We start from the raw sequence: 20,802 nt of genomic DNA, 5'->3' as shown, positions 1-20,802 counted from the left end.
AAGCGTAGCTCAGCTAGAGAGAGTTCACAACCTTTATTGTACCACGGCTGGGACCGCGGTCCTGACCAGGGAAGACAGCGGACCGCACGAGTCGCTGAGCCGGGCCAGACAGACCGGGCAGGCATAAGCATCTTCGCCACTGTCTGGAACCTGCTCCTCTACGAGCGGGCATCACTCTGCTCAAGGCTATTGAGCCGGCCAGTTGGGATTGGCCACGCCGACGGCGCACCTGCTGAGCGCCTGCTGAGCGCCTGCTGAGCGCCTGCCGACCTTCTCAGGTTACCAGCGCTTCACCATATGCGCCACCTGCATTCCGCCACCGGGACTAATCTCGTAACTAATGCGATCGGGGTTAATATCCTCAATCCTGGGCACCTCGTCGGCGGGGACAATCGTATCGTGAGGGTGAACGATCTGCCAGACGCGGGCGATCGTTCCCGGCTCATAGGGACGGTAGACATAGCGGCGGGTGCTGATTTTAGCGCGGCGAGCCTGGCTTTCGGCCTTCCCGAAGAGTTCCTTGGCCTGTTCATCCTCCAGGTAGGGATCGACCACCTCGAAGAGGCGCGGCGTCCGGGCCACACGTGGCTCGCCAACGTAGAGGAAGACCACTGGGCGCCCATCGGCGCTCTGGAGTGCCGTACGGATCACATCCTCATTATGAGGATTATTGGCTGTTAGCACTGCCAGAATGGAGCCGTGGAGATGATCCTCGATCGTTGTCACAGGCACAGGCAGGCGGCCCATCAGGCGGTGGCTGCGATAGTTATAGAAAGCCACTCCCATGCCCAATAAAGCGACCGAGCCGCCGAAGGCCGTAGCCAGCGGCTTGGCCACCAGGTTAATTGACCAGGCCAGCGTCACCAGGAAAGTGGTAACGACTCCCAGATAGAAATCGATAGTGTACCAGAGGCCGCGCCAGCCCTCGTAAGAGCGCTCGGAGCTCTCCACGATCTCGCCGTGAGTGGATTGCCGCGAGGACTGAGGCCCGTGGTGGCCGTTGAGGGCCAGGCCACTTTCGGCGGTGAGCGCCAGCTCCGCCTCTCTGGAAACGTGGCCATTCTGCTGGCTCTCTCGCAGCTCCGCCAGGGCCGCGGCGCGATTCCGGGCCGCGTGTCGCTCGCGCCAGCGCACAACATCCAGGCCCAGGCAGGTCAACGAAAAGGCCCCCAACAGGCCAAAGGCGTACATATCGCCGAGCAAATCCAACTGGCCGTGAACCAGCAGCAGGACCACAATCGGAACGCCAGTGGCCAGAGCGATCGAATAGTGGGGGGTACCGCGCAGGCGATTCCGCTTCAGCACGAAGGAGGGTAGGAACTCCATACGCGAGAGGGCCATAAACACGTGGTAAGCGCCGATGATCGCGGTATTGCTGGCAAAGACCAGCAAAGCGCTGGCGCTGATCGCCACCTCACTTTGGAGCCAGATATTACCCCAATGGCCAGCCAGCAGCGAGACAAGCTGGCTGTTCTTGAGGGGGTCAGTGGCCTCCTGGGGCTGCAGGAGCGTCGAGAAAGTCGTAAGCAGGGGGCTGGTGAGGCCGATCGTCACGACGACCAGCAGCAGAGCCAGGCCGGCGACCTTTTTGCGAGGGGTCTTCATGACCGGCGACAGCTGAGAGATGCTCTCCAGGCCCGAGAAAGCCAGGAAGGCCCCTCCGAAGCCGACCAGCAGCTTGACCGGAGTCACGGCGTTGCCGGCGAACATGCTTGCGAAAAGATGGAGGGCCTCAGCGAGTGAGATATGGCTAAAAACTGTAACGAGAATAGCCAGATCGCTGACAAAGGCGATCAAGGCGCCGATCAAGCTCACCGTGGCGCTCTCTGTGATACCGATCCAGTTAAGGATGCCCAGAAGGGTCAGGACAGCGATTGTAATCCAGAGAGCGTTAGGCCCCAGGACTGGGAAGACGACGCTGAAATAGAAGATGCCCGAGAGACAGCTCAAAGCTGCCGTCAGGAAGTAGTCCACGAGAATAAACATACCGCCCAGGGCGCCGAACCAGGGATTAAGAGCATGGGCTGCCACACTGACAACACCACCGCCCTGGGGGAAGCGGGCCGAGACCTCAGCGTACTTGAGCGTGAGCAGTATGAAGACAAACGTTGTGAGGAGGACAAAGAACCCGGCCAGTTTCCCCACAGTAACGTAGAGAATGCCGGGCGTATAGTACACTGAAGTGCCAATGTCGGCGAAGACGACTGCCCAGCAAAGCAGGGGGCCGAGGCGGCCACGGCCTGGCTGATGCTCCTGCGACTGGTCTGTTGTTGCTGCCTGTGTCACCGATTCCTGCATTGTAGAGTCCTTAGCTGAGCTCAGATGATCTTGGGTTGTGCCATCCCCTATTTGGTTTCCCCCAAAAGGGAGAGGCACCTGAGCCGGCGCGTCGGTTGTTCCGGCTATAACTGTAACATGCAATCTTAATCCGGGGCAAGGGGAAAACGCCTCACTCTGGGCCATTGGCCAAAGCTCGGCCACTGTTACTTCGCTGCCGCTCAACCGTTCTAAGCCAAAGAAATGTTTCTCGGGTAATCATGCTGTTTCACTGGTCGGACGGACCTGGTGACAGGCGCATCTAGCTGGTAGTGTATCGGTGTAGGGTGGCTGGAATCAGCGCCTGGACGAGGCAAGAGGGCGGCAGTTGTCTTACGCTGGGAAGTGGGGAGCAGGTCGAGCGGTTATAGTCCGTCTCTATCTTGTCTGTCTCCAGAGTTCGCGGGCAGCGGTTGGTCGTGGCTGATCGGATCGTCAGGTCTGCAACTGGAGAGGAGAAACTGAATACGATGACAGTAAGTGGCGATACCTTTGATCGTCTTCTAGAAGCAATCTATGCCCAACAGCGTCTATTAGAAGAGCTTGAAAGAGAGAATCGCGAGCTGCGCCAGCAGCTGCAAGATCTACGCGAGGGGCGAGGGATTTTTGTAGAGATTCTGGGGGTGCGCTATCCCCTGTCTGTGGCGGGGGCGGTAGAGCGGCAGATCACCGCGCCTGCACCGGCAGTCGCTGCGCAGCCTGAATACATAGCCGGGCCGCCGTCATCTCAGCCGCTGTCAGAGCGGCCAGAGGAGCGCCTCGGGGGTCAGGACCAGCGAGGGGTAACGTCGGCGGAGGAGCGCTCCGGAAAAATTGCGCAGATCAGAGCCTCGATTGGTCCGCTGGAGGCCCAGCAGATGGCTCGGCCTCTGCCCCCGGCCCAGGCGCCAGCCTTAGAGGGGCCGCGGCTCTCCCCTTCGTATCTCGAAGAAATGTTACTTGATGAGTTTGCCGCCGCTGCCACAGGGCCGCTCGGGGCCTTTGCCAGCTCTGGTACTGAGCCTGGATCAGCTGGACCCCAGAGCGCAGAACATCCACCTGAGCAAAGGCTGGCTCATGGTGAACCAGCAGGCCCTGCACCTACGGCCCTCGACGAAGAAAGCAAGGCGGCTCTCAGACGTGAGCTGATGGGGAGCTTCCTGCTGGACTAAGCGCCAGCACGAGTCAGGAACCGCTGCTTTTCACTGCTCCTGTGGAACACAACTGCCTGCTGTCCCTGGAAGGGGGGATCTCCTTCCAGGGACACGTCCTTCTGACCAGCTCAGCAGCTGGTCCTCCACGTCTCTTCTCTTTGCCGTCTGTTTGCTCACCTTTGATCCACGGTAGTGATGGACGAGCTACCGGCCAGTGCCGATCTGTCTGGGCAGGCAGTGGAGGCAAGGCTAGGATGTCAGGCGAATGGTCGTGCTAGCGCTCTGCATGCCGCTGCCGGACTGGCCCATTATCAGGGTAAATTGCTGATCCTGCTGAGGAACACTAAAAGTGACCATGCCGCCCTGGCCATTAGCTCCCTGGGCGAAGGCCACGGGCAAAGTGCTATAGCTAGGGGCAATTCTGTCACCGTTGGCTGTCTGGAGACGGATATAATCGTACGGCGAGCCGGGGATCACCGTCTGGGCCAGCGTATTCTCAACCGTCAGCGTCAGGGTCAAGAAGACCTTGCCCCGTGGGGCCTGCTGGCCGGCAGTGCTCCAGGCCAGCATTGCCCTGGTAACGGTCCAGTTCAGTCCGAAGTACTGCAGTTGTGTATTCAGCTTGACGCTGCGGGGGGCGTAGCGTGAGAGATCCGGCTTACTCGTCAGAGGGATATCCATCTGGGCCTCATTGGCCGTGCCCAGGCGCAAGGTGAGTCTGCTGAGGGGGAGGTTCAGAGGGACTGCAAAGTCCAGCAGATTGTTGCGGCTCGCCTGGGGAGCGAGCGGGCCATTGACGGTCACAAGCAACGGGGCCTCCGCGCCTTTCCCGGGCACGAGCAGATGGACACACTGGTAAAGATTATACATAATTGGGCTGGCTGTCGGATTCTCCTCTTGCAAGAAGATACGCAGCATCCCGTCTGCCGTAGCTTGTGGATCATCGGCGAAGGTCTGCGCCTGCTGAACGCGTTGGATCGTCAGGCGAGCGCTAGCATAGGTCACCGTCGTATTCAACGTCAGCGTCGTCTCCGGTCCCTGTGCATGGCTTGGGAAACCTGGCATGGGGACACCGACGAAGCCAGCGACAATATAGCCGAGGGCAACGAGGAGCACAAGGGCAAGCAGGGCAGGGAGCAGCCAGCGCTGCCGTGGAAGGCGTCTGGCGAGCGGACGCGCTGTCATGACGGGTCCCACTGGCGCCTGCTGCCCGGATACAGGCTGCGGTGGCTGTACGCTTAGGTAAGAGAAAGCCTCTTCCGCGCTCAGGCCACAGTGAGGGCAGAAACGCTGGCCGGGTCTCGCCGGGGCGCCACAGCGGGGGCAAGACGACAATGGCGAATCCTGCGCCATAACCAAAGACTCCTTGGGTGGGTACTCTCTCTGGGCTTGGCGTAGTGACGAAGGCGGGGCTTCTCCCCCCGGCCTCTCGCTACCATTGTAGCATAACGCCTTGTAAAGACTGTGTAAATCAACCCTGCCCCAGAGTCCCATGCCCGTGCATGTCCGGGTTTTCTTGCACTGGCAAGCGCCGGGCGACCAGGTGAAAGAAGGGGTCGCTACTGGGGAGAGAAGATGATATAATGGTGAGGACTTTTGGAGACTCGGCCATAAGCCCAAGCCACCGCCAACGCAGGCGACGCAGACAAGTATCGGCAGGCAAGCGCTAAGAGACATGAGGGGGTCAAGACCTGTGCCTGAGTTCAAAGTAGAATCACCATTCACACCAACCGGTGATCAACCGCAGGCCATAGCGGCTCTCGTCGAGGGCCTCAAAAAGGGTTATCGCATGCAGACGCTGCTCGGAGTCACTGGCAGTGGCAAGACCTATACGATAGCCAAGGTCATTGAGCAGGTGCAGCGACCAACATTAGTGCTGGCCCCCAATAAGACCCTGGCAGCACAGCTCTACAGCGAATTCAAGGAGTTCTTTCCAAATAACGCAGTAGAATACTTTGTTTCTTACTATGATTACTATCAGCCAGAGGCTTATATTCCGCGCACCGATACCTATGTCGAGAAAGAGAGTCTCCTCAACGAAGAGATAGAGAAGCTCCGTCTCTCAGCAACCAGGAGCCTCTTTGAGCGACGCGATGTCCTGATCGTGGCCTCGGTTTCCTGTATCTACGGCCTGGGCAGCCCAGAAGAATACGGTGAGGTAGTGCTCACGCTGCGCGTTGGTGAGGAGCGGCGGCGTGATAAAATCTTGCGTCACCTGACCGAGATTCAGTATGAGCGCAACGACACCAACTTTACTCGGGGGCGCTTTCGTGTCCGTGGCGATGTGCTGGAGATCTTTCCTGCGTATGAGGATGTAGCGGTACGGGTTGAGTTTTTTGGCGATGAGATTGAACGCATGACGGAGATCGATCCGCTGACTGGAGAAGTGCTGGGAAGGAGGCAACGCCTGGACATCTACCCGGCCAAGCACTGGGTCACGACACGCGAGCGTCTCAACTGTGCCATCGAATCGATCCAGGCCGAGCTGCAAGAGCGCCTGGCCGAGCTAGAGGCCCAGGGGAAGCTGCTGGAGGCGGCCCGTCTGAAGCAGCGAACGAATTTCGACATCGAGATGCTGCGTGAGACTGGCATCTGCTCGGGCATCGAGAACTATTCGCGGCACCTCTCGGGACGCGCCCCAGGTGAGCCGCCCTGGACGCTGCTCGATTACATGCCCGATGACTTTCTGCTGGTGGTCGATGAGTCGCATATTGCCCTGCCCCAGGTACGCGGCATGTACGAGGGCGATCGCTCGCGCAAACAGGTGCTGGTGGACTACGGCTTCCGCCTGCCCTCGGCACTCGATAATCGCCCGCTGACCTTCGCCGAATTTGAGCGCCAGATCAACCAGGCGATCTTTGTATCGGCCACGCCTGGCCCTTATGAGTATGAGCACAGCGAGGCAGTTGTCGAACAAATCATTCGCCCGACGGGCCTGGTTGATCCCGAGATCTTTGTGCGTCCAACCCGAGGCCAGATCGATGATCTGGTGGCTGAGATTCGCCAGCGGGTCGAGAAAGGGCAGCGCGCTCTGGTCACCACTCTGACCAAGAAAATGGCTGAGGACCTGGCCGATTATCTGCAGGAGCTGAACATCAAAGTTCATTATCTGCACTCGGAGATCGACACCATCGAACGCGTCGACATCCTGCGCGATCTGCGCCTGGGGATATACGACGTGGTGGTAGGCATCAACCTCTTGCGCGAGGGGCTCGATCTGCCAGAGGTCTCACTGGTAGCGATTCTGGACGCAGATAAAGAGGGGTTTCTGCGCTCGGAAGGCTCGCTTATTCAAATGATCGGGCGAGCCGCGCGCCATGTTGAGGGCACGGTCATTATGTATGCGGATACAATCACTGGCTCCATGCAGCGGGCCATTGATGAGACGAATCGCCGGCGTCGCTTGCAGATGGCCTATAATGAGCAGCATGGGATAATCCCGCGTGGTATTAAAAAAGGGGTTAAGACACTCTCGGAGCGTATCAAAGCGATGAGTGGGGTGGGGGCTGATGAGAGTCATCAGGAGCAGAAAGCTGCCTTAGCCCTGGCGGGTATTCCCAAAGAGGAGGCTCTGCGCCTGATTAAGAATCTGGAGGCTCAGATGCGCGCCGCTGCCAAGCAACTGGAATTCGAAAAAGCCGCTGAGCTGCGCGATCAAATCATCGAGATCCGGCGCGCGATGATTGAATAAGCTGGCCAGGCGTGCTCAGGCGTCAGTCGCGTGATAGCTCATTACTTGGCCAGACGCATTGGCAGAAAGAGCAAGAGGGCAGAAGGACTTTCTGCGGCGCTCACTTTGCCAGGCCCCTATGCCTGGCTCGAAAAGAGCAAGTTATTTACATGTGTGCCTGCTTGAAAGTCAGGCTTGCCGGAGTCCGGCACCACTACCTACCCGACCAGGAAGGAAAGGATTGGCAGTACTATCAGCTATGGCCCAGCAGAGTCCACATTGTCGGCAGCAGACCCAGCGCGGTCATCACGCAGCGACCCAGGAAGCCGGACAGTCTGAGCAATCCGAGCAATCTGAGCAGTCGGAAGAACGTCTCTTCCACGCCGATCGGTGGAGTTGTCCTCCTCTGTCTCCTTATTGGCGGCAGTTAGAGGCAGACAGAGCAGTAGCAAGTGACCACCACTTTGCTAAAGCTGATCATATTGCGTGCTGGCAGGAGGCAGCACGTTTCTTTGTAGCAAGCGCGGCATGTGGCACAGACATACAGCGACAGCCGCTCATCCTCAATAGGAACGACGCCATTGCTTACCCCGCGTTCCCTCAGCCGCTGAGAGCGGCGAGACAGGAGAAAGCCCGCGACCTCACCACCAAGGTTCAGGTCTGGCCAGCTCGAAGGGTGCCGCAGCAGAGCGCCTGCGCCAGTGGCAGGGTCTGGCCTACCTCGGTCTCTGGCATGATCGTGATCAGGAGGCGCCAGATCCGCACGGCCTTAAGGAGAGGGCTGTTGGTGCTCAAGGCGCGGGTCTTTGACCAGGAGCCAATGACCAGCTTCCTCCTGGTACAGCAACTGAATGTTCTACTACCGCAGCTGGGCGGCCCACGGGATAGTGGGCGTGACCTGGAGAGGCCGCTCTCTACCGCGATGATCGCCTGGCGGATTGCCAAGCCTGAGCCTGAGCGACGCACAAGCGCAACGATCAACTGCGTCCACTGGACCAAGGCGGTCCATTTGCTGGTAATCTGTCTTGCCAGCAGGGCCTGGCTGCCTCCACGCAAGCACCTTCGCGACCGACGCGCTGCGTGGCTGGCGGCAGCAAAGTGGCTCTCTCGTCGCCAGGCTTGTTGAGCGCTGGGGAGCGGTGGCTCTGGGCTTCTGCGCCCCGGTTAATCCTTTTGCCATGCAGCGCCCGCCATTCCTCCCCAAACTGCTGAGCTGATCTCTTTCCGTTCGCTTGCTCGGGGGAACGTGTCTGCCCATGTCTCCCCAGCTGGTTCCAGCTGAAGGGCTGAGCTGGCCAGTGATCGAGGCGCGCTTGCTTACGGATGGAGAGCAACTTAAGCTCAAACATAGTGATACTGTAACGATTGTACTCGATTACTAGTTCAAATGAGGAGGCAGGCCAATGAAGCGGCTCCCCTTAGTCATCATCTGGGAGCTGGATGCATTTCTGGTTCAGCGTCGGCTTTGAGGCTCCTCTTCTGAGAGGAGAGAGCCAGCAGGCTGGGCCGCGACAGCAGTCGCCTTGTGGTTCCGTTGACCTGCTACCGTATAATATCACTTGTGCTCAAAACGGCACTTGAATTGATTGCAGCGAGTCGCTAACCTGGCAGTCTGGGCCGAGTAAGGGTGAAGACTCGCAGATTTCATACTTTTGACGTCTACAGGAGGAGTAGCCCGATGCTTGTGCATTTAATGCTGGAGTTGTACGGCTGCAAACGGGAACTCTTGACCAGTGAGCCGCTGCTCAGGCGCGTGCTGGACGAATTCCCGGCTCGGGTGGGGATGGAGAAGGTGAGTCCGGTGCACCTCTACGACATCGAGACACCGAATCCGCTCGACTCCGGCATGTCCGGCTTTGTGATCATTGCCCAGAGCCACATTAGCCTGCACGCCTGGCCCGAGTACGGCGAGGTCGATATAGATATCTGCTCCTGCAAGGAATTCAGCCAGGAGGATGCCATTGCCTATGCCAAAGAGATGTTCCAGACGGAGGATGTTGAGGCCCATTTTGTAGTCCGTGCCACGCGCTCACTGCGCCCGGACACACCTGATCCGGTGCGCTATGCCGAAGCGATGGCGGCCCGTCGTGCCAGGCAGGCAGCCCTGGGCGAATCCAGGTTGACGACGGAGGTGTCCTAAAGGCAAGGACAAGAGGCCGGGGAGTGGCTCCACGGCCCTTCACTATCAGTCTCGTCCGGGTATCCATCCCGGCTGAGGAGCTATCTGCGACAAGTGGATAGCTCCTCGTTTTGTCTGATAGGTCCCGGCTTGTCTCCAGGCCAGTTCGTCTGCTATCCTGAGAAAGTGCACGGCCCAAGTGGGGCTGTCTCATCTTGCGAGCGGGAGGAAGCAGCAATGGGCATGACGGACCCATCCAGCCCTGGAGCACCAGTGATGCGCCTGAGCTATGGCCCCTTGCCTCTACACTTTGGCGAACTGCGTCTGCCGTCTGCTCCAGGACCTCATGCCGTGGCGGTCCTGATTCATGGCGGCTTCTGGCGCAATCCTTATGATCTCTCTCTCATGCACGGGCTGGCCGAGGATCTGACGGCCCACGGTCTGGCCACCTGGAATATAGAGTATCGCCGCCTGGGCGACGATGGAGGGGGCTGGCCAGGCACGCTGCAGGACGTCGCCCAGGCCGTGGATGCCCTGCGGCAGATGGCGCGGAGCTATCATCTTGACCTCGAACGGCTCGTCTCTGTGGGCCATTCCGCTGGAGGACAGCTCGCCCTCTGGCTGGCGGCGCGGCCCCACCTCGGACAGCGGGTCGCCGGCCCTGAACGGGCGCTGCTTGCCGGTGAGGGTGCCTTACCCCTGCAGGGAGCGGTTAGTCTGGCGGGGGTCATCGATCTAGAGGCCGGCTGGCGTCGCCATCTAGGACGTGATGCCGTGTCTGAGTTGCTGGGAGGCAGCCCCGATGATGTGCCAGAACGCTATCACCTGGCCTCGCCAGCAGCTCTACTTCCGCTCGGCGTCCCCCAGATCTTGATTCATGGAACGGCAGATGATCGTGTGCCTGTAGAGATCAGCCGCGATTACGCAGCCCGCGCCCGTGCTGTGGGCGATCGGCTTACACTTGTCGAGCTGTCTGGCGTTGATCACTTTGCTCTCATCGATCCCCATTCGTCAGCCTGGCAAACGACCCGCGAGCTGGTGCTTTCCCTCTCGCGCCGGCGCTGAAGGTGGAGACAGTGCATGAACGGGTGCGATCGAGATGGGGAGCGCTGCGGCGGTGGTAAAATCTCGGGGACAGGCGACCAACCTCGTCGCCAGAGACCCTCTCGTCGCGGCGCTCTCCTGGCTCAGCCCTGTTCGATCCGCCTCAGCTAAGAGGACGTGCGTTTCGCCCACAGGCCGGTTTGGGAGACGAAGACATCGTAGCTGCCATCAGCTGGATTGAAAACGGCATTGCCGTAAGAGGCCTCCACGAAATTTGAGAGCCAGCTGCCCTGCTGATTACGCATCGTCTGGAAGAAGTTATCATCGCCCCCATTCAGGACCACAACCGTGTGCTTGGCGTTCGCCTCCAGATTGGGATCGTCAAAGCGCCCCTCCAGGCGCGTCAGCTTGTAACCCGAATGAAGGCCCAGGACATTCAGCCAGGCCGGGTACTTGACGATGTCGCCTTGGAGCATCCACTCATCGCCGGCCACAATGTAGAAGTTATCCGAGAGCTGGCTGCCGTCCTGGCCATAGAGAATCAGCTCGACATTCATGGTGTGGGGCATATTAGCAACAGGGTGAGCCCGGACCTGGGCCACCTTGATGTCGCCGGTCAGTCCAATATAAGTCTGCATCAGCGAGGTCAGCCAGAGCAGCAGGATCGCGAACAACAACAGAACCAGCCCCCCAAGACCGTGCCCCACGCGATAGCGCCGTCGATAGCGAAAGAAGCGTCGGTGGGGATGGTCATACCAGCCGTGCTCCCAGGCTTCTTTCTCGCTGCGGTAGGGATGCTTTTGACGGTAATAGACCTTCTCGCCACGGACCACGCCGTGGATGGCGTAGATAAGCAGGGCCAGGCCAAGGAGTGCGATGGCAAAAAGCAAGAGCTGCTGCCAGCCGAAGACAAAAGGTGTATTCATCGGGCCTTCCTTATCATTTCTGCTCCCCGGTATTGCGGGAAGGTTGCTTCCCTTCAGCCATTGGAAAAGAAAACGCTTCTCTATCAGAAAACACGTCCTGCCGGGGGGTGTGGTTCTCTTCGAGAAGAATCTTACCGGGCGCGGTCGGGGGGGTCAAGTGACAGCAGATCGAGAAAAAGGATGGCGAGGAAGAGCGGGCCAGGCGATCGAGAAGAGAGTTGCCGGTGCCAGGCCGAAGGTCGGGATTGATTCCACAAGAGGAGAGTGTAAGCTGGTCCGGTCGGCGCCGCCTGCGGGCAGGAGGTTGCTGCAAGAGGACTGAGGCAGCAGCAAGCGCCGACACAGACCAGACAGGATAAGAGGGCCACAATAGGCGCGAGCGAGTAAGCGGCCAGCTAGATCTCTGGGAGCAGCGCAGAGGGATGGCGCTGCAGGGCGCCGCAGGACTCGCGGATCACAAGACTGGTGGGCAGAACAATGCGCGGCGCCTCACGCGGCGACTCCTCGGCTGTGGCAGGCAGGGTCTGCCGTCGGCGTCGCGGCATTTGTTCCTGCTCGATCATCTCCAAGAGCAGTTTGATAGCCTGCTCGCCCATCGCGTGTACTGGCTGTCGCACTGTCGTCAGGGCGGGCCGCACATGGGCCGAGGCTGGATTGTCATCGAAACCGACCAGGGCCAGATCCTGGGGGATACGCAGACCGAGCGTTTCGGCAGCGGCGATCACGCCATAGGCCATGTAGTCGCTGGCGGCAAAGATCGCTGTGGGCCGCTCGCTGGCGGGACGCGAAAGGAGCGCAAGGGCACAGCGCTGACCGCCCGCGGGCATAAAATCGCCCTCCAGCACAAGCGAGGGGTCGACTTCCAGGCCGGCCTCCTGGAGCGCGTCACAGTAGCCCTGATAGCGCTCGTGAGAAACGCAGTATTTGAGCGGCCCCTGGATGTGAGCGATGCGCCGATGACCAAGCTCGATCAGGTGACGCGTGGCTTCGTAGGCCCCACGCCGATTGTCGGCCCCAATCCAGGGAATGCCCTCTGGCGGCGGACTCTGGTCATCAATGAGCACAACCGGAAAGCCCTGGCGACGCAGCCGCGTCAGGTGCTGGCTGGATTGGCCCGGGAAGACAGCCAGTAGTCCGGCGGTCAGCCGCGTGGCGAGAATACGGTCGATGATCTTGCCACAGTCTCGCTCGTGATTGGAGCTGCTGATGCTGTAGAGCACCATCTCATAAGAGGTGCTCTCGACAACGGACGCCACACTCAGCAGCAGTTCGGGGATCAATGGCCAGGTCAGAGCTGGCACCAGCACGCTGATCAGGGGATTGCGCCCAGCGGCTAGACCGGCAGCAGTAATGCTGGGTACAAAACCTTGCTCCTCAACAATACGTAGGATGCGCTCGCGCGTCGCCGGGTCGACATCCGGCTTGTTATGGAGGACACGCGAGACGGTGGTCGTGGAGACCTTCGCCAGGCGTGCAATATCGAGTATCGTAACTTTGTGGGCCATAGGTGTTTGCTTTTCGCCTCCGCTGCTTGTGGAACATAACTGCCTCAAGGCAGGCAGGCCGATGGAAACCTGCCCTCATGTCGTCTCTACTCTGCTGTGCTGCTCCGGGTTCCTGCGCTACTCTGTGAGAGATCACAGGTGACCTGCTTCGGTTACCTGCTTACGAGATAAGTATACCGAAACGCCAGCATAAGCACAAGCATCCCGACGGTTCCATCCTGCCTGCTAATGTCCCACTCTTGACAATCAAAAGTCTTCTTAATATATCTACCTACGTAAACGATTACGGTAACGGTTGCAAAAAGAAGGCAAACAACCTCACGCTTCTGTCGGTCGTCGGAGAGGCGATGCCAGGCACGTCATAGTGCATGACGGGCGGGCAGACGAGCGAACGAGCAGAGCGGGCTGACGGATAGGCAACCAGTAAAGAGAGAGCATGACAGGGAAGTGCATCTCCTCGAAGCTGGTCCAGCGCAGCTGGCTAAAGCTCATTGTCGTTGCGGCTCTGCTGCTACTGAGTCTCTCCAGCGTTTCCACGGTAGAGGCCGAAGCATCCAGCCAGGAAGAGATTGGAGCCAGGGCTGCGACCACGGCGGTTGTGGTCGACATTCGCATAGCGCTGCGACAGACGGTGAGTTTCCTGGCGTCTGTCGCCTTTGGTGCCAACGAAGCCGTCTGAGATGGGCATCTTCTTGCTTCCCAGGTGCCTGCCCTCCTACGAGCAGATGGCGTGCAGGTCATGCGCCACCTGGATGGTTCGACCGCGGGTGTCTTGCACTAGCCGAGCAAGACTATTGAGCCTGGCGATACCGATGCCGAACCAGTCACCGTTGACCGCTTCCGCTTCATGCAGGTCGTGCGCCAGTAGAAGCCATCCCCGTCATCGCTGTCCACTGCGGCGCTGTAACGTCCCAGGAGGCTGTTGCCTGGGTGAGGTATGCCAACGTCACCCATCACTATGATATCAAATTTTGGGAGATTGGCAACGAAGCCTCCGGCAATGGGACCAGTGGCCTGTGCCATCAATGCATTGCCATTGATTCGCCTCGTGAAGGCGGTTGATCGGACCATCAGGGTCAGCATCGTGTTCTCTGCAGATGAGAGGGTAGCTATCAGTATTGAGCAGTGCCGTGGTCCGGCAGCGCGCGCTGCTTCTCCCGCCCTACTCGCTCGCTACGCTAATCTTCCGACCGGTGCCCTGGTAGGGACGAGTACGACGGGTCAAGGATCAGACCGGTGTATCTGGTCAAAGCCACGCTGGGGCAGGTCTAGCCGCTCTGAAGCCTGACAGTCCTCTGCTCTAAGGACGTCCAGTCAAATCGCATGAGCCTGATTCACCGCGACAGAAGCAGCCTGCTGCTGATCAGCGCTGTAGAGGTGTGGTCTTCTCTCCTGTCAACGAAGGGGTGAGACAGCCGCTGGCAGAGGCCACCGCTGTCTCACCCCAGGCGACTGGGCTTCTCCTCTCCGGCTCGCTGGACCGGCAAGAGCTGGCGGTTCAGGCCAGAGCGGCTTCGAGCCGTTCCTGCTCAACTGTGATGGGGCGCTTGAGCACGAAGAGCATACCTGTTGTCACCAGGGTGCCCACCACAATCGACAACAGATACTGCGGCAGATTGCCCACCACGCCTGGCAAGAACATGACCCAGATCCCGCCATGAGGCACGTGAAGCTGGCAGCCGAAGAAGGCCGAGAGCGCGCCGGTCACTGCCGAGCCGACCATAATCGAAGGAATAACGCGGAACGGATCATTGGCGGCGAAAGGGATGGCGCCTTCTGTGATGAAGGAGAGACCCAGCACCCAGGCGGCTTTGCCAGCCTCGCGCTCGTCAGGAGTGAAGCGGTTCTTGAAGAGCAACGTCGCCAGAGCCAGCCCCAGAGGCGGCGTCATTCCGGCGGCCATAGCCGCGGCCATCGGTAGATAGACGGGGTTATGGGCGTCGAGTAGCAGGCCCGTCGAAAAAGCGTAGGCCGCCTTGTTAACCGGGCCACCCATGTCGAATGCCATCATCAACCCAATGATCAGCCCCAGCACGGCGGCATTGGCTCCCTGCAGATCCTTGAGGCCGTTGACCAGAGCCTGGTTCAGCAAGGCGACCGGGGTACCGACCACATAGAGCATCAGCAGGCCAACAATTAGTGAACCGAACAAGGGCAGGATCAGCACCGGCATCAGTCCAGCGAGATTGCTGGGCAGGCGAATGCTGCGGTTCATCCAATAGACCAGATAACCAGCCAGGAAGCCGGCGATGATGCCGCCCAAGAAACCCGAGCCGGTCAGGCTGGCCAGCACTCCGCCGATCATACCTGGGGCGATGCCAGGCCGGTCGGCAATAGAGTAAGCAATGAAGCCCGAGAGAATGGGGACGAAGAGCAGGAAGCCCGCCTTAGCGCCAATAACGAAGAGCGCCGCCCCTACCGATTGCAGCGGATTGGCACTGAAGCCAGTCGTCAAGGTAGTCAAATTGGAGGTATCGTAGAAGGCAATACGATAGCCAGCGATGGCAAAAGCCAGAGCAATCAAAATACCGCCTGCGACAACAAAGGGGATCATGTAGGAGACGCCAGTCAGGAGGTGCTTGTAAGGACCACGACGGGCCTGAGCCTGCGCCGCCTTGGCCTGCTGGACTCGCGCCAGATAGCCACTGCTCTCTCCGGACTCGGCCTTGGATGCGCCGCTCGCACTCGCGCCAACCTGACCAGCCGCAGCCTCGGCGCGGGCGAGGGCTTCACGAATGACTGTCTGGCCGTCCTTGATGGCGGCGCTGGTCGAGGTCTCATAGACCGTCTTCGCGCTGAAGCGGCTCAGGTCGACCTTGGTATCGGCAGCGATGATCACCACATCGGCGGCGGCGATCTCCTCGGGAGTCAGGGTATTCTGGGCGCCGACCGATCCCTGAGTCTCGACTTTGATCGTATGGCCCAGAGCCTCGGCGCCGCGCTGGAGACCCTCAGCGGCCATAAAGGTGTGGGCGATGCCCGTGGGACATGAGGTGATGGCTACAATCCGTGCCATGTGCGAACTCCTTTGTGTGTGCTAGGTGTCGACGAAACGACGCTGCTTCGTTGCTCCTACGTAGATAGGGGCTAAAACACTGCTCTTTTGAGGGCTGACTGGCCACTGATCTGGCAGCAAGGCACTGCCCGCCTGCGGCTCAGCCCATCCAGGCGAGGGAGAAGAGGCCGCGCAGGTCAGGTGAGCCAGGCAGCTATCTCAAGCTCAGGAGGCAAGGCAGTAACGATCATTGCCGCGGTTAAGCCTCCAGCCACGCGGCTCATCTAATGAGCGGGGACCCAAGCCCGAGCGTGGATGGAAGCCCAGCACGGCGCTAGCCCTCCGCGCTGAGTAAAGCCAGCGGCGAAAGCTGCACGCGCTCACTGTAGTCCTCCAGCACTGTCGATGGCGGCAACGTCCCATCGAGGCGCGTAATACGGGCCAGGGCATAAGCTGTAGCCAGGCGCGCCGTGGCTGCCAGATCGAGGCCGCGCTGCTCGGCCAGCACCAAAGCGGCTACCATGGCATCGCCGGCCCCGACTGTGCTCTCTACCGTCACCGCTGGCGGCAGAGCCTGCAGAACCTGCTCGCCTTCCACAAAAAGCGCCCCTTGCTCGCCGAGCGAGACCACCACGCGCCGAATATCGTGCCGCAACAAGGAGCGAGCGGCCTGTGCCACCGCACTCGGGCTGGTGAGGGGCTGGCCGACCAGCTGTTCCAGCTCCACCCGGTTTGGCTTCACCAGCGTAGGCCCGGCCAGGATGCCTTGGGCAAGAGCCTCGCCGCTGGCATCGAGTACTGTTAGCCGACCCAGGGCCTTCAGGCGCGCGATGAGAGTCGCGTAGAGGGAGCTAGGGACCGCTGGCGGTAAGGCTCCCGCCAGGACAAACCAGCGGCAGTCGGCTGCCAGGTCTTCGACCGTTTGCCACAGCTTGCTCAGAGCCTCCTCTGAAGGAGCCAGGCCCGGTAAATTGATATCGGTTGTCTCTCGTCGCTCCTCATCGACAATCTTGATATCGATGCGGGTCTGGCCTGGAAGACGTACGAAGGCATCAGCGATGCCGCGCTCGGCAAAGAAGCGCTCAAAAACCGAGGCGTTCTCGCTTCCCAGAAAGCCTGTGGCGATAACTGGGCACCCGCTCGCCGCCAGAAAGGCTGCCACGTTGATCCCCTTGCCGCCAGCCTGCAAGAGCATGGTCCGTGCCCGGTGGACGTGGCCCGGCTCCAATGAAGCCACGCGCACCGTCTGATCAATTGCCGGATTCAGGGTCACCGTTGCCACCTTCATAGAGCGCGTACCTCCTCTGCCGTGCGGCAGCGTAAAGCCCGCTGGGCCAGCTGTTGCAATTCGGCCAGCGAACGACTGCGGATCTGCGCTTTGATCGTCGCCAGGGAGGGGATGGTCATGCTCAGTTCTGAGACGCCCAGACCGACCAGGAGGGCGGCCCCCAGCGGCTCGCTGGCCATACCGCCACAGACGCCAACCCACTTGCCGGCAGCGCGTGCCGCCTCCACCGTGCGCGCAATCATCCGCAGAACGGCGGGATGGAGCGCATCGGCCTGGCGAGCGAGCTGCGGATGCAAACGATCCATTGCCAGCGTGTACTGCGTCAAATCATTGGTTCCAATCGAGAAGAAATCGACCTCCGCGGCGAACTCCTCGGCTAGCAGCACCGCCGAAGGTACCTCGACCATCATGCCCAGCGGCAAGCGCGGTGCATTCAGCTCGCGCCGCACACGCTCGGCATACTCGCGGGCCTGAGCGAAGTCCTCCAACGTTGCAATCATCGGGAACATAATACTGATCGGCCCACAGGCAGCAGCGCGGTAGAGCGCGCGCAGCTGTGTCACGAAGAGGTCGGGGTAGACCAGACAGAGGCGAATGCCGCGTAAGCCCAGGAAAGAGGAATCTTCAGCAGACAACTCCAGGTAGGGCACCTGCTTATCGCCCCCGATATCCAGCGTGCGAATAATCAGCGGGCGCCCATTCAAGGCCCGCGCCATCGCGCAGTAGGCGGCATACTGCTCATCCTCAGAAGGGGGAGCAGCCCGTCCCAGGAAGAGAAATTCCGTGCGCATCAACCCGACGCCCTCGGCTCCTGCGGCCAGGGCCTGGGGAACCTCCTCAGCGCGGTTGATATTGGCCGCGATCTCCACATGGTGACCGTCGCGGGTGACTGCCGGAGCAAAGCGCTGACCCTGAGCCGCCTCCTCCTGCTGTTGCAGCTGCACCTGCAGCGTCCGCGCCTCAGCCAGATCGGCCTCGCTGGGCTTCACATAAAGCCGTCCGTTGAAGCCATCGAGAATAGCTGGCGTTCCATCGGCGAGTGCCAGCACCCCCTCACCAGCGGCCACCACCGCCGGGATGCCCTGAGAACGAGCGATAATGGCTGTATGCGATGTTGGGCCGCCGCGCGCCGTGCACAGGCCCTGCACGATGTCCGGGTCCAGAGCTGCCGTATCCGAGGGCGTCAGATCATCCGCCACCAGAATCACCGGTCCGCTGATGGGGAAGGCTCCTGGGGCGCTCACACCGAGCAGGTGGCGTAGCACTCGCTCGCCGACGTCGCTCAGATCGACGGCGCGTCCCGCCAGCACTGGATCATCAAGCTGCTGCAGCTGATTCACGCGCCTGCTGATGGCCTGTTGCCAGGCCCAGGCTGCGCCGTGCCCGGCGTAGATGAGGCGGACCGCCTCTTGAATCAGCTCGGCGTCCTGCAGAAACTCGCGATGGGCGCGGAAGATCGCGGCCCGGCTCGAACCGAGGCGCGCCCGCACCTCCTCGTAGAGCTGATCCAGTTCGGCCTGTGCTGCGTCGAGGGCGTGCTGGAGGGCCAGCCCCTCGCTGGCGGGGTTGCCCGGCTGATCGGCGACCTCTAGACGCTCGCGACGATAGCGCTGCAGGGGGGCAATTGCCAGACCGCCAGAGGCTCCAAGGCCGCTGTAGATGGCGGCCGCTGAGCGTGGAGCCCAGCGAGGTACAGCGCCTGGAATCTTCTCATCGCGGGCCGGCAGCGGCTCCAGCTCGTCGCCCAGGCCGGCGGCGATGGCCTCCTGCAGAGTGGCCAGAGCCTGGGCCGCATCGGGGCCTTCTGCTGAGACCCGGATAGTGGCGCCGCGCTCGACCCCCAGCTGGAGCAGCGCGATCAGACTCTTGCCATCAGCGACACGCTCGCCGTAGCGCACCCGAATGGCTGCCTGGAAGCCGCGGGCCAATTCCACAAAGCGTGTCGCCGGACGGGCGTGCAGTCCGGTGCGGTTCTGAATCACCGCCTCGAAGAAAGCGGTATAGTCGGCCACGGCGCTGGGAGTGGCGGGCCGTTCGCCGGTGAGAGCCTCGATAATATCTCGGGGATCAGTCGTGTGAATCAGGCGCTCGACGGCAGCCATGTCGCCAAGCACACGCGTCAGCCGCCGCAGCGCATCGATGTGCTCATCGGAGCGAGCGGCAATGGCCACTACCAGGTGGACAATTTCGCCGGGGTTCCAGATTACGCCAGCAGGCAGCTGCAGCACAGCAATCCCAGTACGGTGAATCAGCTCCTGATCGCGGGGCAAACCGTGGGGGATGGCGATGCCGTTGCCAAGATAGGTGTTGGCGACCTGCTCACGCTGCAACATACTGTCAATGTAGCCTGTCTCGATGCAGCCACTGCGCACCAGGAGGTCGCCCGCCTGGCGAATGGCTCCTTGTTTGTCCTCGGCCTGCGCCTGCAGCCGAACTTGCTGCTCAGTTATGCGAATCATCGTTGCCTCCAGGGGGAGAGGAGCCAGGGCACACACTCTATCTTATTTGTAAACGATTACAATAATTTTGTCAAGTATCTCCCCTTCTCCCGCGGCTCGAGCAGCCCAGAAATTGGCCTTTTTGGCCGGAAAATGGCAGAGATTTTTGTAAACGATTTCATAATGATTACTGAAATGGCCGCATGGTGATATGCCGAGATACAAAATTGTGGTATAGTAAGATTCGAATTGACTGGAGTGAGTCAGTCGGCCAGCAAGCCCATCACCGAGAGGCATTCGGAGAGCGTGCATGGCGAGCATCAAAGAGGTAGCCAGAGCTGCGGGCGTATCGACAGCCACTGTTTCGCGGGTGTTGGCCAACAGTCCACACGTGCGTCCGGCGCTGCGCGAGCGTGTACTGAAGGCTATCAAGGAGCTAGAGTATCGTCCCAATCTCATTGCGCGCAGCTTGCGTGCTCAGCAGACCACGACTATTGGCCTGATTGTCTCAGACATTCGCAATCCTTTTTTCACGGCTATTAGCCGAGCCGTCGAGGATACTGCTTACGAGGAAGGCTACAGCCTGATTCTCTGCAACACGGACGAGGACCCCAAGAAGGAGAGCATTTATCTCAACGTGATGCGCGATGCCAACGTAGCGGGCGTCATCCTCTCGCCGACCGGGCCAACGGCGGCGGGGTTACGCGAGCTGGAGACGGGTTTTGCGGTAGTGGTCATCGACCGCTCGATCCCTGACGCTGACGTTGATATGGTCTTACTGGACAACGTTGATTCGGCCTATCGCCTGACCCGCCACCTGCTTGAGAATGGTTACCAGCGTATTGCTGCCATCTGCGGGGAGCGCAGTACCACGGGGCGGGAGCGCTGTGCCGGCTACGAGCAGGCATTGCGAGCCTATGGGCTGCTGCCGACAGCGGAGCTGGTGCGCTTTGTGCCGCCGCAGATTGAGGCTGGCTATGCGGCGGCCCTGCGACTGTTAGATCTGCCTGAGCCGCCGGAGGCACTGCTCACGACCAATAGTCTGCTGGCGGCGGGAGCCTTGGAGGCGATCCGCGAGCGCGGGCTACGTATCCCCGACGAGATAGCGCTCGTCACCTTTGATGAGACAACCTGGGCCTCGCTGGTCCAGCCACCGATTACCCTGATTGAGCAGCCGACGTATGAGATTGGCAAGACGGCTACCGAGCTGCTGCTACAGCGGGTGGCTGAGCCGGAGCGTCCGACGCGACGCGTTATTCTCAAAGGCCGCCTGTTGGTTCGCGGCTCTAGTGCTCCGCGCGTTCGTTGTGGTTGAGAGCGACGGACCTGAATGGCTGGTAGGGAAGACTATATTTTAGAAGGAGAAGA

General features: G+C 60.4%; 15 protein-coding genes. 7 read left to right on the top strand and 8 right to left on the bottom strand.

The genetic code is table 11. The features are described 5' to 3' along the window. Positions 1-279: 279 nt before the first annotated feature. Positions 280-2,298 carry an APC family permease gene (locus tag A4R35_RS05190; protein ID WP_189361353.1) on the bottom strand — a complete coding sequence of 673 codons (2,019 nt, stop codon included), beginning with the start codon at positions 2,296-2,298 and terminating at the stop codon, positions 280-282. 488 nt (positions 2,299-2,786) lie between these two features. On the opposite strand from A4R35_RS05190, the gene A4R35_RS05185 reads away from it, so the two are divergent. Further along, positions 2,787-3,467 (top strand): hypothetical protein, encoded by a 681-nt coding sequence (locus tag A4R35_RS05185; protein WP_112427199.1) that lies wholly within the window; start codon positions 2,787-2,789, stop codon positions 3,465-3,467. A 231-nt stretch (positions 3,468-3,698) separates the two neighbouring features. On the opposite strand, the gene A4R35_RS05180 is transcribed toward A4R35_RS05185, so the two are convergent. After that, positions 3,699-4,802: a zinc ribbon domain-containing protein gene (locus A4R35_RS05180; protein ID WP_189361351.1), complete on the bottom strand. Its 1,104-nt coding sequence runs from the start codon at positions 4,800-4,802 to the stop codon at positions 3,699-3,701. 340 nt (positions 4,803-5,142) lie between these two features. Here A4R35_RS05180 and uvrB point away from each other — a divergent pair, with 340 nt between their 5' ends. The 4 genes from uvrB (at position 5,143) to A4R35_RS05160 (ending at position 10,303) form a co-directional block, all read left to right on the top strand. Beyond that, positions 5,143-7,140, top strand: coding sequence for an excinuclease ABC subunit UvrB (gene uvrB, locus A4R35_RS05175; RefSeq protein ID WP_112427195.1), 1,998 nt, complete (start codon positions 5,143-5,145; stop codon positions 7,138-7,140). 766 nt (positions 7,141-7,906) lie between these two features. Further along, positions 7,907-8,245, top strand: a complete 339-nt coding sequence (locus A4R35_RS05170) for a hypothetical protein (RefSeq protein WP_112427193.1) — start codon at positions 7,907-7,909, stop codon at positions 8,243-8,245. Positions 8,246-8,797: 552 nt separating this feature from the next. After that, entirely contained in the window at positions 8,798-9,259 is a 462-nt protein-coding gene (locus tag A4R35_RS05165; RefSeq protein WP_112427191.1) for an S-adenosylmethionine decarboxylase family protein, read from the top strand. 222 nt (positions 9,260-9,481) lie between these two features. After that, positions 9,482-10,303: an alpha/beta hydrolase family protein gene (locus A4R35_RS05160; protein WP_112434016.1), complete on the top strand. Its 822-nt coding sequence runs from the start codon at positions 9,482-9,484 to the stop codon at positions 10,301-10,303. Positions 10,304-10,449: 146 nt separating this feature from the next. On the opposite strand, the gene A4R35_RS05155 is transcribed toward A4R35_RS05160, so the two are convergent. Further along, positions 10,450-11,208 carry a hypothetical protein gene (locus tag A4R35_RS05155; protein ID WP_112427189.1) on the bottom strand — a complete coding sequence of 253 codons (759 nt, stop codon included), beginning with the start codon at positions 11,206-11,208 and terminating at the stop codon, positions 10,450-10,452. A gap of 395 nt (positions 11,209-11,603) precedes the next feature. Then, positions 11,604-12,713: a LacI family DNA-binding transcriptional regulator gene (locus tag A4R35_RS05150; RefSeq protein WP_112427187.1), complete on the bottom strand. Its 1,110-nt coding sequence runs from the start codon at positions 12,711-12,713 to the stop codon at positions 11,604-11,606. Positions 12,714-13,149: 436 nt separating this feature from the next. Between A4R35_RS05150 and A4R35_RS05145 the strand changes: the two genes are divergently transcribed. Further along, entirely contained in the window at positions 13,150-13,392 is a 243-nt protein-coding gene (locus A4R35_RS05145; protein ID WP_112427185.1) for a hypothetical protein, read from the top strand. A gap of 98 nt (positions 13,393-13,490) precedes the next feature. Here A4R35_RS05145 and A4R35_RS23855 read toward each other — a convergent pair whose 3' ends face one another. The 4 genes from A4R35_RS23855 to ptsP all read right to left on the bottom strand — a co-directional run bounded on the left by A4R35_RS23855 (position 13,491) and on the right by ptsP (position 19,455). Further along, positions 13,491-13,784 (bottom strand): hypothetical protein, encoded by a 294-nt coding sequence (locus A4R35_RS23855; RefSeq protein WP_223258209.1) that lies wholly within the window; start codon positions 13,782-13,784, stop codon positions 13,491-13,493. 427 nt (positions 13,785-14,211) lie between these two features. Next, positions 14,212-15,729, bottom strand: a complete 1,518-nt coding sequence (locus A4R35_RS05140; RefSeq protein WP_112427183.1) for a PTS fructose transporter subunit IIC — start codon at positions 15,727-15,729, stop codon at positions 14,212-14,214. 313 nt (positions 15,730-16,042) lie between these two features. Then, entirely contained in the window at positions 16,043-16,996 is a 954-nt protein-coding gene (gene pfkB / locus A4R35_RS05135) for a 1-phosphofructokinase (protein WP_112427181.1), read from the bottom strand. Then, complete coding sequence (gene ptsP, locus A4R35_RS05130) at positions 16,993-19,455, bottom strand: phosphoenolpyruvate--protein phosphotransferase (RefSeq protein ID WP_112427179.1); 2,463 nt, start codon at positions 19,453-19,455, stop codon at positions 16,993-16,995. Before ptsP ends, pfkB begins: the two co-directional genes overlap by 4 nt. 289 nt (positions 19,456-19,744) lie before the next feature. Here ptsP and A4R35_RS05125 point away from each other — a divergent pair, with 289 nt between their 5' ends. Beyond that, a complete protein-coding gene (locus tag A4R35_RS05125) occupies positions 19,745-20,749 on the top strand; it encodes a LacI family DNA-binding transcriptional regulator (RefSeq protein WP_112427177.1) in 1,005 nt (334 codons plus the stop codon). The last annotated feature ends 53 nt before the right edge of the window (positions 20,750-20,802 follow it).

The sequence above is a fragment of the Thermogemmatispora tikiterensis genome (assembly GCF_003268475.1).
Lineage (GTDB): Bacteria > Chloroflexota > Ktedonobacteria > Ktedonobacterales > Ktedonobacteraceae > Thermogemmatispora > Thermogemmatispora tikiterensis.
This window is presented reverse-complemented; position numbering and strand designations above follow the sequence as displayed.

Excerpts from the sequence above, each read along its gene's own strand:
- A4R35_RS05190 (WP_189361353.1), bottom strand. The coding sequence starts at position 2,298 with ATGCAGGAATCGGTGACACAGGCAGCAACAACAGACCAGTCGCAGGAG.
- A4R35_RS05185 (WP_112427199.1), top strand. The coding sequence starts at position 2,787 with ATGACAGTAAGTGGCGATACCTTTGATCGTCTTCTAGAAGCAATCTAT.
- A4R35_RS05180 (WP_189361351.1), bottom strand. The coding sequence starts at position 4,802 with ATGGCGCAGGATTCGCCATTGTCGTCTTGCCCCCGCTGTGGCGCCCCG.
- A4R35_RS05165 (WP_112427191.1), top strand. The coding sequence starts at position 8,798 with ATGCTTGTGCATTTAATGCTGGAGTTGTACGGCTGCAAACGGGAACTC.
- A4R35_RS05160 (WP_112434016.1), top strand. The coding sequence starts at position 9,482 with ATGACGGACCCATCCAGCCCTGGAGCACCAGTGATGCGCCTGAGCTAT.
- A4R35_RS05155 (WP_112427189.1), bottom strand. The coding sequence starts at position 11,208 with ATGAATACACCTTTTGTCTTCGGCTGGCAGCAGCTCTTGCTTTTTGCC.
- A4R35_RS05150 (WP_112427187.1), bottom strand. The coding sequence starts at position 12,713 with ATGGCCCACAAAGTTACGATACTCGATATTGCACGCCTGGCGAAGGTC.
- A4R35_RS05145 (WP_112427185.1), top strand. The coding sequence starts at position 13,150 with ATGACAGGGAAGTGCATCTCCTCGAAGCTGGTCCAGCGCAGCTGGCTA.
- A4R35_RS23855 (WP_223258209.1), bottom strand. The coding sequence starts at position 13,784 with ATGGTCCGATCAACCGCCTTCACGAGGCGAATCAATGGCAATGCATTG.
- A4R35_RS05140 (WP_112427183.1), bottom strand. The coding sequence starts at position 15,729 with ATGGCACGGATTGTAGCCATCACCTCATGTCCCACGGGCATCGCCCAC.
- pfkB (WP_112427181.1), bottom strand. The coding sequence starts at position 16,996 with ATGAAGGTGGCAACGGTGACCCTGAATCCGGCAATTGATCAGACGGTG.
- ptsP (WP_112427179.1), bottom strand. The coding sequence starts at position 19,455 with ATGATTCGCATAACTGAGCAGCAAGTTCGGCTGCAGGCGCAGGCCGAG.
- A4R35_RS05125 (WP_112427177.1), top strand. The coding sequence starts at position 19,745 with ATGGCGAGCATCAAAGAGGTAGCCAGAGCTGCGGGCGTATCGACAGCC.